Source organism: Paenibacillus sp. PDC88, assembly GCF_900106725.1.
Taxonomy (GTDB): domain Bacteria; phylum Bacillota; class Bacilli; order Paenibacillales; family Paenibacillaceae; genus Paenibacillus; species Paenibacillus shunpengii.
This window is the reverse complement of sequence record NZ_FNNT01000023.1, coordinates 1-13,575: the sequence shown is the minus strand read 5'-3', so window position 1 is coordinate 13,575 and position 13,575 is coordinate 1. Positions and strand designations below refer to the sequence as shown.

Here is a 13,575-nt window from a genome sequence, read left to right as displayed (position 1 = left end):
CTAGTGTTTCTTTGTAGAAAAAAGGGGGTAATTATTATGCCCCCTTTTTTAAATGAGACAATTGGGCTATTCCTGTACCTCTTCAACATAAATAGGACGGCAACTACCATTCCTTGCTGAGAAGTTTGATACATGAATATGAATCGAATTTGAGCTAAAAAGCTCATTAACAACTGTAGATATATGCATGGCAGCATATTCATTGGCGATCATCCGTTGTGGTTGATAAGGCTCTAACCCACAGTTGTGAGACGGAGGGATAGCATCTTCTGCATTTATAGGGTAAACCCCATTTAGAGGCGGTAAGATCTCCTTCCCGTCTTTTTTTAGTCCTACAACAATCTGACCGGAATAGCCACTATCTATGTGGTCCTTTAGTTCCTCGGTAGACCACTGATCTTGTGGCTGCTCACTTGGCATGAAAACCCCCTCGATGCCGGCATCAATATAAATGATATCATCCGTCCGATCGAAGTAATCATTCATGATGTTTCTTGAAAAATCATTATCTACAGCACCTATAAGTACCTTTTGAATGTATTGTCCAGGCTTATGCCGGTAATCAGTCAGAGAAAAAAGTTTTTCTATTTGTTCTACTGACTCAATATAAGAATCTGAGAAAGAACCGATCTTTAATCCATATGTACCGCCATATCGCTTAGCTAATACCTCGGATTTCTTGAGCCCAATATCAGACGTGATAAAAGGCTGCCGCAGAATGTTCTTTTCCTCTACAGTATCCGGATCAGCAATCATAAGAAAGGATGGAACATTATTAAATGCACTCATCATCTTAGTTAGACGTTGCACCGTATATCCACCATTCCCTCCTGCACCAATCAAGACTATATAATAATAAAGTGATGTGTAGTTTGGAGTGAGTGAAAGTAGTTTAATCATTTCTATTGCCTCCTATGATTGTCACCTTTTTAACCCAGTCTTTAGGATAGGCGACATAATCGATATGATTATTTAGCCGGTTACTCGTTAATTCTCCTTCAATAAATACCTTGGGATCGATAGGTATGAACTTTCCTGCCATTCCTGCACGAGTCCTGACATCAAAAAACACGTCTGTTGCATGTCCTTTTTTGATCTTACCAACTACTCCGTATAACATGGTCCCTACTTCATCTTCATCATCAATCGAACTAAAATCTGCACGCATCGTGTTATGTGAATGGATTTCAGCGACCTTAATTACATGTCCGGGATAAACAGAGTACCAAGGGTTAACTGAATATTTGGTGACAGATTGATAAGGAACATCCAAAATAAACTGCTGGCGATCAATATCGTAGTAGAAAACACCCATAACCTCGACATCGTAATCTGTATAGTCCATAAAAAAGGAGACCAGTTGAGCAAAGAGTTGCTTGGGTATCTTAGGTAATTTGTATTTAAATCCAGGTCTGCATGGCTCAAGATCTAGATGTTTGGGTAAGACTGAATTAAATTTAGAGAATCCTTCCCATTCAATCAGCTCTTCAGCAGCCGTTCTCCCTATAAATACTCCTATCAGGTTCTCTCGTATTTCATAGTACCCATCTTGTGCAGCAAGGTAGGATATTGGCTCCTGGTGCTCAATGAGTTCTTGAGAAGATGAATAAAAACCACGAATCCCATTTGTAAAATGGGCCCCTTTTTTTCCACCGGTGACCATAGGCACAATTATATTTTTCTTCTTGTCCCAATCCATTTTTGTCCGCTGTTTTGAAAGCTCTGGGTAATCTTTTTCCAGGCGTTTCCGAACATCCTCAAGCTCAAGACCAGCTAGCTTATCCTCAGAGAAGAATTTTGTTATAGAAATGCTTAGCCCTGAGTAGCAAATAAAGGTAGCATAATTCAGTTCTGGTTTTTCTATTTCCTTCTTAGCGGTAACTGGTGTTTTTTCATCTGATTTGATCACAGAAGTGTTTCCGCTTTCCCCACTGAGCTCACGCTTGTCCGCTTCTTGTTCATCGCTTGCCTTATCCTCTAAAGCATCTTTTTCATCGTCATCTAATTCTTCATCAGAACATGCATCAGGACAACCATCATTAGAGGAAGAATCTGATACTCTTCTGCGCGATTCCAGTGAGATTAGCTTCGTCGGACGGCTTTCACCTTGACTTTTTTCAGCTGCTGGATCAGTAGTAAGACTCTCTGATGCAGGGTTATCTTTATGATCTTCTTCAATAGATTGGTCAGAAGTATGCTGTAGTTTATTCTTCTCCTCATATTCTAATGCTTCAGCAAAATCATCACCAAAATAAGAGAATAGATCACCTTGACCATAATTGTTGTTAGACATTTTTATTCCTCCTAATTTAACTAATTTTTATATGGGTTCTACACTTCAAAACCAACGATCCGATTGAACCATGCCTGCAGTGTAAGATTAGTCGGCTTAAGATACTCTTGCGGAAAACTTTCTCCCTTAATTTTGGTCACCAGCTCGCGATAATTCATGTTGCTGTTATTAGAACTATAGTAGTAACAGTCCGAATTTGGAGAGTTAAAGAACAGTTCTGGAAAAGTAGATAGCTGTGATAACCGTTCAATATCCGGTAACTGCTGACTACCCCAGCAAACTTGAAAATTGTCCTTAACGTTGGTGTAGGGATAAAAAAAGACCATCGATTCCTCATTGGGAATGATTTGGTCCTCCAAAGCTGCAAGATATACTTGACTGATCGCCCATTTTTTATCACGCTCATGAATTTCAAAGCCGAATACCAATCTTGGAAAAGGAACTTCCTCAATTACGGCTTCGTGGTAATAAGCCTTCCTGTTTTGAGGAGACACCTCCATAAAAATGAACTTACGGGACTTCGTTATTTCAACGAAATGGAGAGCACCTCTAGGCATGACAGGTGTTCGTACTAATCCAGTTTCTAGAGACTGAAGAATAGCACTAGCAACCGCTTCATGTGTATAAATACCTTCACCGACCTTAACACCGTCAATATACTCCTCAACAATGGGAAGTGCATAATGGTCGCGGATCCGAATAACCATTTCATTTCCTGTATTGTTTTTCTCTACTAAATGCTGCTGGCTCATGCCACATCATCCTTCCTATTTATAGTCACCTGGTCAAGTACATGGGTTAAAATGTTTCTCATCTCACTGAAGGTTAAGTTATCACTGCTCTCAGATGAGGAGTTCCCACCGAGGAACTTCATGATCTGGGCAAACACAACAGTTGTGCTATCAGTGATGGATACTTCAGGAACGGATCCAACAACCCTTTGATTAAGCTCCTTCAGCAAAACTATATTCTGAGAGCTGTTAGTTATCTGTGATTTGCATTCACGAATAACTTGCTGCACCATTTGTTTAATTTCTAACAACACTTTAAGAAAGGGAGATAAAATACCATAGAAGCCAGTTAAGGTAATTTGAATACTAGCGTTTACAACTATCCCTTCCATACTGAAATCTAGATAATCGCAACTACGATTCAACATCCTATTAAAATTGGCTACGTACCGGTCACTTTCTTCTTTACCAAGGAGTTCTGCAAATTGGATGAGTTCCGGTAATGGGAGTTTAAAAGTGTTCTCTTCCTCTCCATGGGGGTTTATAAGCTCTTCGATGTGTTGTGCGTCTCCAAATACTCTTTTAATGCATGTCAAAAATACGGGATATTGATCCCCCCAATCATAACAGTAGTAATTGACTGGGTTGTTCACGATATCACATCCAGCAACCTCGATCATCTTCAGCATGACTAAAGAGTCGTAGGTAGCCTGCATTTGTCCAACCTGTTCTGAACAGTAGTAGGACTTCTCCATGATCTCCTCACACCTCTCAAAAGAATTGAACTGTTGCTGTCTGTTTTTCTGGAGCAGACCGCTTCAACTGAAATATGAGATTATGACTATGCAGGTATTCGTGAATCGCATTCCCACTGTTGATGTTTGCATAATCCCCATACTCGATGTGTTCATCACACTCGTACGCCATAGCATGATCTAAAGCTTCTTCAGCTTCTGCAAGCGTAAACGAATTCCAGTCAACTTCGCTGCTATTAACCAATTCATGGGCAGCCTCAATTGCACGGAAGATTCCAACTGATAGTGTTTTTGAGGTGGTTTGTCCATCTGGTTGACAGGGCAGGACTTGCTTGAGAGTGTTCATGTTAATACGCATTTTTATTCCTCCTCGTTAGGCATAAAAAAAGCCGTTGAAAACAAAAAAGACATACCAAAGGTTGTCTCCTGTTTCCAACGGCTAATAGATAGCCTCATATTTTGACGGTTAATACCGCTTCCCCTATCTTTACCAAATTAATAGCGGCAAAGAAAAACATTAAGTACTGATAATGAAGTAAGTATAGCATATGATTCAACCTGAGTGAAGCTCTACGGTATAAACTATGCGCCTTATAAATGAGCAGTTAGTTTTAAGGATGGAGAAAGGTGTGTTTCACCCTTCCCCCAAACGGCTGAACCTTATTTATGCTGTCCTTATGTATTCCTTCAGGATTGTTTCCAAAATTCCACTTCTTTATCTACATACCGATTTTGCTTAACTTGATGATCGGTACTACTGTATTTAACATAATGCTCGATCGTTTCTTCCAAGCCTCTACATAAAAACTCCGATAAGCAGAATAAAAGCAGTAGCTAACGCGATGGTCATACCGATAATACCTATCAAATCCTCAGATTTAATGCTCTTTATTCTCTTTAAGTAGTCATTTTTATTAAGATTTTTAGTTGTTTGGGGCTTTTCTTTTGCAATCTCATTAGGTTTCATTTGAATTTCCTCCTAAATGTATGTATGTTTCTTATAACTAAGATCGATGAGACTCGAGAACCCTTCTCTCATAAACAAATATATCAGATAACACTCTTGTGTGTGGTGTGTTCAGACCGTGTAGTAACATCTGTTGGAAAGTATTTAGGTATTAAATAGGGATCTAAGGCATCAAAGATAGCAGATCTTCCGATGGGTCCAATATAACGAATATTACCTAGCTTATATACGGTAATCTCCATTAAGTCTCGCATAATGGTATAGTCATTACGCTTTAAATACTTTGCCACGCTGCGATAAGTTTTCCCTTCAAACTGACCAAAATAGTACCCTACTTCTAGATCCATCAAGTGTTCAGGAATTTCGAATATTTGAGATAATCGGAACTCTGAAAATTGCTCAATGAGAAAATCATATTTACTTCTTTCTTTATTTTTTTCGAGGCAATCATGCAACTTGTTATAAAGAGATGTATCTTCTGTTTTTAATGAAGCAGGAAACAAAGAAAGTAATCGCTGTAGCTCTTGTACGGATAAATGAATATATGACATTTTAAGAGGTCTCCTTCCCTGAATGTGTTCTTAACATCTACTAATTATGTATTTAGCTGGTTTAAGGATGTGATTACTGCAGCAGTTACTTTATTCAAAACTCATTAAGGATCTTAGAATAAGAGCTTGAAGTTCACGGGCAGAGCTAAGTTTGGTCTTAACCAATATTCGGGACATATGATTTTTTATTGTGTTCTCACTAACTTTTAATCTGCTCCCTAGATTATGGTTGTTTTCACCGTAGATAGTTAAAGCTTCAATCACTTGTGTTTCTCTCTTTGTTAGTCCGTATTTAGCCTTTAATTCCTTAAAAACGGGATATAAATTGATTCTAATAATTTGAAGATCAAGACTCATAATTTAGCCTCCAGTAAATAAATTTTTATCTAAGAAAAATGTGAGCCAGACCACACCAAGTGTCACTCCCATGCAAAGATATTCAACTAGGGAACCTCTGAAACTTCCTGTACTCATAATCCGAAATCTCAGTACGTACTTAAATGGTGGGAGAATTCGTATACCACGGTTCGTTAATGCATCTGCAAGTAGATGAAGCATGTAGGATAACCCTCCAGCTAGCCAGATAGATATATCACCTGTAGTCAAATATAAGATCAAGGTCCAACCAACCAATCCATAGATTGTATGAGTTAATCCTCGGTGCGGCAGGAACGACACAAGTATAAGTAAGGAACCTCCAATATAGTTCCAAGGCGAGATTTGGCTGCCGAAAGCAATCAGTATGATTCCCGTTAAAATCATAATGACATTCTTCAATGTTCGATTCGGGAGAAAGGTAATGATTGCTGCAGCTATGGCCAACATATAATTCCACGGAGAATACGCTTCTCCAAGAAAGATGACAGCAGCTGCAGCCAATAAGAGAAGCAGCTGGAATGTGCGAATTACTGTTTTTGGAATTGCTCTTGAAACTAAAAGAGAATTTGGTTCATCGATATCAGGAAGTAGTGAACTTAAAACAGCAACTACTATTACGGGTATTGTAATTTCTTGATCAGCTAGTTGGAGTGCAGATAAGGATAGCCCCGTACTGATAACTAAATGTGCTCTTCCCATCATAGACGCCAGCTCCTTTCCACTATACCGGCAGGATATTTACTAAATCCGATACTGTAGATGAATATTGACACTTCGGTAATGATTTAATAATAAGTCCTTTATATCGCTTCGTTCTCATTCGGTTATCCAGGATGATAACAGCTCCTTGGCAATGAACTGAGCGATTTAAACGGCCAAAACCCTGTTTAAGTTTAAATATCATCTTGGGAAACATATAGTCGAAAAAGCTGCTTCTATTGGCTTTCTCAAGAAGCTCAATTTGTGCTTTTATTAAAGGATCGTCGGGATGTGGAAAAGGTAATCTAGGGATCACTACTGTAGTAAGAGCTTCTCCTGCGACATCAACACCGGTCCAGAAACTAGATGACCCAAATACGATTGTTCTTGGCTCATTTTTTAGTTGTTGAATGAGTTCTTCACGATTACATCCAGGATACTGAACTAATAGATGATAACCCACTTCACTACAATACTTTTGGAAAGAACGAGCGACCTGGTTCATCGCATCAAAACTTGTAAAAAGGACAAGCATACGACCGCCAGTATACATCGTTATCTCCTCTAGCTTTTCTGCAGTATATCCGTTGAAACCAGGACTGTTTGGTTCAGGTGCATCATCCGGTACGATAATCATCGTCTTGTTTATGTAATCAAACGGACTACCGACAACGACTGAATCATACTCTTTGACTCCAACCCGTCCAGCAAAGAAAGAAAAGTTCCCGCTATTGGACATCGTAGCGCTTGTTAGAATAACAGGCACTTTATCGAATAAGCTAGAAGCCAGTACAACTTTTGGAAACAGTGGAGCAGCATGCAGGGTGATCTGATCACGGCCACGAACAGTAGCCCAGTATGCCCAGGATCGTTTAGCATTGTTACTAATGAAATCAAGGTCAATTATACTCAAAGAGCCGATCAAGAATATCGGAAGCACCACGGACATTCATACTTTTTAATGTCTCCAAGAAATCCTTAATTAAAGAGCAAGCCTCTGATACATCAATCTGTTTGTCTAAGAGCTGATATGCTTTGTTCCCCATTTCATTTCCAACCCCAGTAAATACTTGGTCAAGGTTACGGTGGATATCCTGGCGAAGTTGAGTTAGCTTAAGCTGCGCACCATGATCTAATTCTTTAAAGATGTCACGTTGGAACAATTGATCGAATAAAGACTCAAACTGGTTTATGTCAGCAGACTTCTCAAAGATTTGGCAGCAGACATCTTCCATTTCATGAGCCTCATCGAAAATGACGGCATCGTAATTTGGAAGAGAACCATTTCCTGTCTTCCGCCGAATGGCAAGATCTGAGAAGAAATATGCATGATTTGTAACAATAATATGGGATTGAATCATTTTTTCTTTCAGCTCTTCAATTACGCATGACTCAGGCTTATTAATTGCTCGACAATTGCTCGCAGATATTTTCTTCCATAAGCTATCTTCTACATCGAATCCAAGCCCTGTACGATCATTTACATACTCTCGGGTCACTTTTTTGAAGATCTTCTGCACTGTTTTAGCTTCTTTATTCATGCTCCGTAGCGTTTCTTGCCACAAATTCTCAAGCTTCGAGTAGCAAACGTAATGTGACTTTCCCTTAACAAGTTGATACTTAAGATTTTGATGCTCCATTTTTAGAATCTGTTGTACACGAGGCAGTTCTACATTTACTATCTGAGTCATTAGCGGGATCGTATGGGTACAAACAATAACAGTCTTGTTGTTTTCAACAGCCCACTTGGCTGCAGGTATCAAATAGCCAAGCGACTTCCCTGTACCTGTACCGGCTTCAGCCAATAGATGCTTTTCACCCTCTAACGCTGCCCCCACTTTGTTTGAAATAAGCATCTGCGGTGAACGTGGAGAATAACCTTTAACAAGCTTCGACAGATGTCCCTCAGCCCCGAGTGCTCTTTGAATAAACTCTTCCACAGAACCGCTCCTCAACAATTATTGTATGTTAGTTAATATACTAATATACATATATAGTACAATAAGACTATCAAAAATCATAACATTTTAGCACTGAAATTTTGATTGAGCGGGACTTTTTGTTAATTTCTTATTGATCTTCATTAGATAAACTAATCGAAATAAATAATAAATGGGGTACCACCAGCATTTTGACATAAAACCCACGCTAAGCAAATTTCGACAATCGAGTAGGAGACTAGCCATTAATTGGCTAGTCGACCTCTCACACCACCGTACGTACGGTTCCGTATACGGCGGTTCAACCTTTTAAGTATCGTTGCTCATAAAGTTGGGATAAATCTTTCAGCCCCCATTTTATGAGTTTTTCTTTTGTAATGGCTCGGTGTAGTGTTTCACTTCGTGAAATACGCCAATATCCTTTCCTTGAATTCGCAATCTTCATCGCTTCATCATGTTCAATTCCGTATTGACGTAATTTGGTGTACCTTGTGCGGACACGTTTCCATCTTTTCCATATTAATTGACGTAATCTGTGATTTAACCATCCTTGTATGCTGATAATGAATGTTTTCATATTTGCAATTCCATAATAATTAATCCAGCCGACTGTTGTTCGATTGATTCTATCGACAATTTCTTTGAAGGTTCCTGCCTTTTTACGGCTTGTTAATTTCTTCAATTTGTCTTTAAATCTACTTTTACTTGCTTTACTTGGTCGGCATCCAACTTTCCCCTCAGATTTTGAAGGTGAAATCCCAAGAAAGTAGAGGCAGTTGCTCCACAAACTTTACTTTTCTTTTCGTTAATTGTTAAGCCTAATTCATCTTCGATAAATTTCCTAACGCTTGCCATTACTCTTTCCCCAGCTCTTGGCGATTTTACGTAAATGACAAAATCATCTGCATAGCGTATAAAACGATGTTCTCGTTTTTCTAGTTCTCTATCTAGCTTATTGAGGTAAACATTTGCTAGAATAGGAGATAATGGACCACCTTGAGGTGCACCCTCAGTTGTATCAATAAAAATATCTTTATCTAATATTCCAGAACGCAGAAATTTCCAGATGAGTTTTAGCACAATTTTATCTGTTAGAAATTCTTCTAGATAAGCTCTCAGTCGTTGATGATGGATTGTATCGAAGTAGCTTTTCAAGTCACAGTCTACGACTGTACGATAGCCTTCTTCATAATACTTCTCCGCTAGTTGAATCGCTTGATGAGCGTTTCTTCCTTTTCGAAAGCCGAAACTTTTGTCAGAAAAATGTGGGTCAATGATTGGATAAATGATTTGTAGTATTGCTTGTTGAACCACTCGGTCCAGCACACATGGGATACCTAGATACCTTTTAGAACCATCTGCTTTAGGTATGGCGACTCTTCTCACTGGTTGTGGTTGATAAGTACCATCCTTTAGCTTTTGTTTTAAAGGTTCTTCATGTTTTAATAAGTGCGATTTCAGTTGGTCTACGGTTATTCCATCAACCCCTGGTGCACCTCCATTTGATTTTACTTTCTTATATGCAGCCCATATGTTTTTATGAGATGCAATTCTGTCAATTAATTCGATACCATCCTGTTTCTTCATTTCCATGTTTCCATCCCTACACGCTCTTATTTACTCTTTCGCTTCCAGCTTATCCATCCATAAGTAGCCGTCTTTTGGTCTATACCGCGACGTTTTCTGTGTTTCCGCGGGATGAATCCACCTCCTTGTTTCTTTCAAGATTTAAGATTGTTCAGCCCTTCGCTCCAAATGGGGAGCTACTATGGCTTCTGCTGACTTCTCTTGATTCATCAAACTATCACTAGTCCGATTGTTAATTGAATAACCCTCAAGAGACCTCCCCAGGTAAGCACAACCACTTTCCTCTCATGTAACTGCTGGATTTACTGTATGGGATTTGGGCAGTATTGGACTTCGCTTTGTTTAGCAAGCTCATCCGTCCCAAGTCAGCCTTGTATCCAATTTCTGTTCGTCAGTTCGAGAGTTTGCGTCCGACTTCCTTCAGATTCCACGTCACCATGGACACCCTTGTCTTTCGCTAACAGTTCCTACTGCCAAGCCTGTAGTGGACTTTCACCACCGAGTTGTTGTGCATGCTGGGCACACTAAAATAAGCCGATGATTCCTACGCTAAGGAATCATCGGCTTATTAGTAACTATTCTAGTCGTTTTATTCTCTGTATAAATTCAGACACATTTCCATTTGGTTATTCATGATAATCAATCCAAACATGCTGGTACTTGCCACTTTTAGGGTTCCTTTGTGGTAACTCATCAGTTTTTTCTATTGAAATGGTAGTTAGCCCCTGTGTTGCAAAGTAATCTAAAAGGGCTTCTCTAACATTTTCCCAAACTTAATCTCTTGGATTACCCTCGTCCACTTCTATACGTACTATTAATTGATCCGGTGCCGTTTGAATCAGTTGGAAACGTCTTACTCCTGTTATTTCCTCGACAATGGTTTTCAGAGCCAAGGGCAGGATATTGACGACTTGTCCGTTTGGAGCAGAGAATTTTAAAATGTCATCGGTTCGCCCTTCAACTTGTACGCCTGGGAATGGTCTTCCGCATTTGCATGGTTCCGGAGACACCGCGACACGGTCTGTCAGTTCATAACGAATAAGGGGCTGAATTCTATTGGCTAGATTTGTAATTAGAACTGAATGAGATTACTTTCCTGGTAATACAGGTTGATAATTTTCATCTACCGGCTCAAATATGATCCAATCGGTATTTACATGAAAGTGACCTTCTTCGCATTCGAAAGTCATGGCTGTTGCTTCTGAACCCCTAAAATCCAGTAAATCCACCGAACAAACTTGTTAATACTGCAATAATTTTTGTCATCATATTAAAGTACAATAATACTCCCATTACAATCATCAAAATGCCTCCTATAGACATAAAGATTGCACTGTGTTTCTTTAGGAAAGTCATTTTTTCGATAAATAAAGACATTAATAGAAATGGAATGGAAAAACCTAAGACATAGAACAACATGTAAAGTAATCCTTTTCCTGGGTCTGATACACCTAACGCAATGACTCCTGCAAGGATTGGGCCTGTACAAGGAGTCCATCCAGCAGCAAAACCAATTCCAATCAAAATCGATCCTATATAACCTGAAGGTCTCTTTTGAAAATGAATTTTCTTATCAGAAAGTAGGAAATCAAATTTAAGAACCCCTGTTAGAACTAAACCAAAAAACACCATCACAATAGCTCCCAGTTGTCTTAGCAAATCTTGATAATCCATAAAAAATGTACCGATAAAAGAAGTAGAAAGTCCCAAAGCTAAAAAGATAATTGAAAATCCTACCAAAAACAAGATAGTGTGTATAAAAGCTTTCCTTCTTAAAATACCTTTTCCTTCCTTTAGGTCATTTATAGACACTCCTGTAATATATGAAAGAAAAGCTGGATACAAAGGAAGTGAACAAGGCGAAATAAATGATAAAAGACCTGCTCCAAATGCAAGAAGTAAACTTAGTTGTTCCAAAAAGATACCACCTAACTGTTTATTAATTCTATGGCTTAATGAGTTCCATGTAGTTTGCTATATCCCTTTCGGTCATACTTCCTGTAATCACTTTTAATACTTTTCCGTTCTTATCAATCAAAAATGTTGTAGGAATCGGGGTTATGTCATAAGCCTCCGTCACAGCCCTATCTTTATCTTTAAGTATAGGGAATGTAAGCCCATGCCTATTTACGAACGATTCAATAGCAATATCACTTTCTGCAATATTAACCGCCAATATCTCTACACCAAGATTCTTAAAATGGCTATACTGTCTTTCCATATAAGGCATTTCCTTTTCACAAGGCTTGCACCAAGTACCCCAAAAGTTAAGAAAAACTCCTTTTCCTTTTAAATCAGAAAGTTGAACATTGTTACCGTTCATATCTTCAAGAACAAAATCAGGTGCTTGATCCCCTGCTTGAACCCGTATTTTTTCAGTAAAAAAGTTTTGATATAGAGTATAGGCTACTGCTAAAGCCATAAGAAGTAGAAGACTAATACGTACAATAGATCTGGTTCTTTTGTTTTTCATTTTACTCTCCCTTTTTATTTTCATTCAAACCAACATTTAAATGTTGACATTTTACGTTAATAATTTTAATCTAAAAGCACAATATATTCAAACAAATATTTGAATAATAACTTTCAATATTTTCACCTAAAATACTATTTATTAGTTATAGGATCATGCAAAGTGAAATTCTAAATCATTACATGAAGGGGAAATAATAGAAGGTGTAACAAACTAACATAACTAAATATCTTTTATTCCGATTAGGGAGTATTTTAAAAAGGAGTTTTTTTATGAATTTAATTTTAACAATTCTCTCTGCTTTAGGGTCTTTTATAGTAACCAATATCGATGATATTTTTGTCTTGATGTTGTTGTTCTCTCAGGCAAGTTCACAAGCTAAAGCAAGTAATGGCCGAACGGTTAACATGCAGCCAAAGGGAAATCGTATTTACCCTAGAGATATAGTCATTGGCCAATATCTTGGTTTTGCACTTTTAGTTTTGATTAGTCTTTTAGCTACATTTGGAGTGACACTCATTCCTGATCAGTGGGTAGGTTTATTAGGACTAATCCCGATCTATTTAGGAGTTAAACTGTTTATAAAGGGTGAAGATGAAGATGAAGGTGCTGTTCTTTCCAGTTTAAATAAATTTAATAAGTTCTATTTAAGTGTAGCCTTTATCACATTTGCCAATGGTGGAGACAATATTGGAATTTATGTTCCGTTCTTTTCTACTTTAAATAACAACCAACTGGTCATTACAGTTGTTACTTTCTTTATAATGGTTGCGGTCTGGTGTTTAATCGGATATCGTCTAGCAAGATTCAGATATGTTTCTGAAACACTTGAGAAATACGGCCGATGGGTTATTCCAATTGTGTTTATAGGATTAGGCCTTTATATCATGGAAGAAAATAATATATTTTCTAACCTGTGGTCTCACTTCGTAAATTTAAATTCCTAATTAACCGTAATGATTTACAAAAATATTGTTAAACCCTCTTTCCTTTTAAAGTATTGAGTACAAATCTTTATAGAAAATAAATTCTGAGGTGACGTCTTTGTATTGGATCATTATACTCACATTAGGTATTGATCAGCTTTTTAAATATTTAGTTAGAAATTTTGGGTATTCGGATTTTATGGTGGAAAAGGGCTTATATTCCACCCTTCTCCAATTTCTTAATTAGTGTGGAAAAATCAACACCATAGTTGTCT

At 38.1% G+C, this 13,575-nt stretch carries 16 protein-coding genes; 1 reads left to right on the top strand and 15 read right to left on the bottom strand.

Annotated features, from left to right (window positions below):
- Positions 1–66 precede the first annotated feature (66 nt).
- The 15 genes from BLW49_RS28120 to resA all read right to left on the bottom strand — a co-directional run bounded on the left by BLW49_RS28120 (position 67) and on the right by resA (position 12,374).
- Positions 67–900, bottom strand: coding sequence for a ThiF family adenylyltransferase (locus BLW49_RS28120; protein WP_090728205.1), 834 nt, complete (start codon positions 898–900; stop codon positions 67–69).
- Positions 893–2,293 (bottom strand): hypothetical protein, encoded by a 1,401-nt coding sequence (locus BLW49_RS28115; RefSeq protein ID WP_090728203.1) that lies wholly within the window; start codon positions 2,291–2,293, stop codon positions 893–895. The genes BLW49_RS28120 and BLW49_RS28115 overlap by 8 nt, the downstream gene beginning before the upstream one ends.
- 38 nt (positions 2,294–2,331) lie before the next feature.
- Positions 2,332–3,045: a hypothetical protein gene (locus BLW49_RS28110; protein WP_090728201.1), complete on the bottom strand. Its 714-nt coding sequence runs from the start codon at positions 3,043–3,045 to the stop codon at positions 2,332–2,334.
- Positions 3,042–3,779: a hypothetical protein gene (locus tag BLW49_RS28105; RefSeq protein WP_090728199.1), complete on the bottom strand. Its 738-nt coding sequence runs from the start codon at positions 3,777–3,779 to the stop codon at positions 3,042–3,044. The genes BLW49_RS28110 and BLW49_RS28105 overlap by 4 nt, the downstream gene beginning before the upstream one ends.
- A 16-nt stretch (positions 3,780–3,795) precedes the next feature.
- Positions 3,796–4,137 (bottom strand): hypothetical protein, encoded by a 342-nt coding sequence (locus BLW49_RS28100; protein WP_090728197.1) that lies wholly within the window; start codon positions 4,135–4,137, stop codon positions 3,796–3,798.
- A 438-nt stretch (positions 4,138–4,575) separates the two neighbouring features.
- Positions 4,576–4,746: a hypothetical protein gene (locus tag BLW49_RS29005; protein WP_177178860.1), complete on the bottom strand. Its 171-nt coding sequence runs from the start codon at positions 4,744–4,746 to the stop codon at positions 4,576–4,578.
- 83 nt (positions 4,747–4,829) lie between these two features.
- Entirely contained in the window at positions 4,830–5,297 is a 468-nt protein-coding gene (locus BLW49_RS28095; protein WP_090728195.1) for a hypothetical protein, read from the bottom strand.
- Positions 5,298–5,387: 90 nt separating this feature from the next.
- Positions 5,388–5,654: a helix-turn-helix transcriptional regulator gene (locus BLW49_RS28090; RefSeq protein WP_090728194.1), complete on the bottom strand. Its 267-nt coding sequence runs from the start codon at positions 5,652–5,654 to the stop codon at positions 5,388–5,390.
- Between the two features lie 3 nt (positions 5,655–5,657).
- The gene (locus BLW49_RS28085; RefSeq protein ID WP_090728192.1) at positions 5,658–6,377 is read right to left on the bottom strand and encodes a metal-dependent hydrolase; all 720 of its coding nucleotides are present in this window, start codon (positions 6,375–6,377) and stop codon (positions 5,658–5,660) included.
- 19 nt (positions 6,378–6,396) lie between these two features.
- Complete coding sequence (locus BLW49_RS28080) at positions 6,397–7,299, bottom strand: ATP-dependent DNA helicase (protein ID WP_177178859.1); 903 nt, start codon at positions 7,297–7,299, stop codon at positions 6,397–6,399.
- Entirely contained in the window at positions 7,274–8,314 is a 1,041-nt protein-coding gene (locus BLW49_RS28075) for an ATP-dependent DNA helicase (protein ID WP_090728189.1), read from the bottom strand. The genes BLW49_RS28080 and BLW49_RS28075 overlap by 26 nt, the downstream gene beginning before the upstream one ends.
- A gap of 301 nt (positions 8,315–8,615) precedes the next feature.
- Positions 8,616–8,996 carry a group II intron maturase-specific domain-containing protein gene (locus BLW49_RS29380; protein WP_230090824.1) on the bottom strand — a complete coding sequence of 127 codons (381 nt, stop codon included), beginning with the start codon at positions 8,994–8,996 and terminating at the stop codon, positions 8,616–8,618.
- Positions 8,993–9,907 carry a group II intron reverse transcriptase/maturase gene (gene ltrA, locus BLW49_RS28070; RefSeq protein ID WP_230090823.1) on the bottom strand — a complete coding sequence of 305 codons (915 nt, stop codon included), beginning with the start codon at positions 9,905–9,907 and terminating at the stop codon, positions 8,993–8,995. The genes BLW49_RS29380 and ltrA overlap by 4 nt, the downstream gene beginning before the upstream one ends.
- A 1,203-nt stretch (positions 9,908–11,110) precedes the next feature.
- Entirely contained in the window at positions 11,111–11,818 is a 708-nt protein-coding gene (locus tag BLW49_RS28065) for a cytochrome c biogenesis CcdA family protein (protein WP_090728187.1), read from the bottom strand.
- A gap of 28 nt (positions 11,819–11,846) precedes the next feature.
- A complete protein-coding gene (resA, locus tag BLW49_RS28060) occupies positions 11,847–12,374 on the bottom strand; it encodes a thiol-disulfide oxidoreductase ResA (protein WP_090728185.1) in 528 nt (175 codons plus the stop codon).
- A gap of 272 nt (positions 12,375–12,646) precedes the next feature.
- On the opposite strand from resA, the gene BLW49_RS28055 reads away from it, so the two are divergent.
- A complete protein-coding gene (locus BLW49_RS28055) occupies positions 12,647–13,321 on the top strand; it encodes a CadD family cadmium resistance transporter (RefSeq protein WP_090728181.1) in 675 nt (224 codons plus the stop codon).
- Positions 13,322–13,575 lie beyond the last annotated feature (254 nt).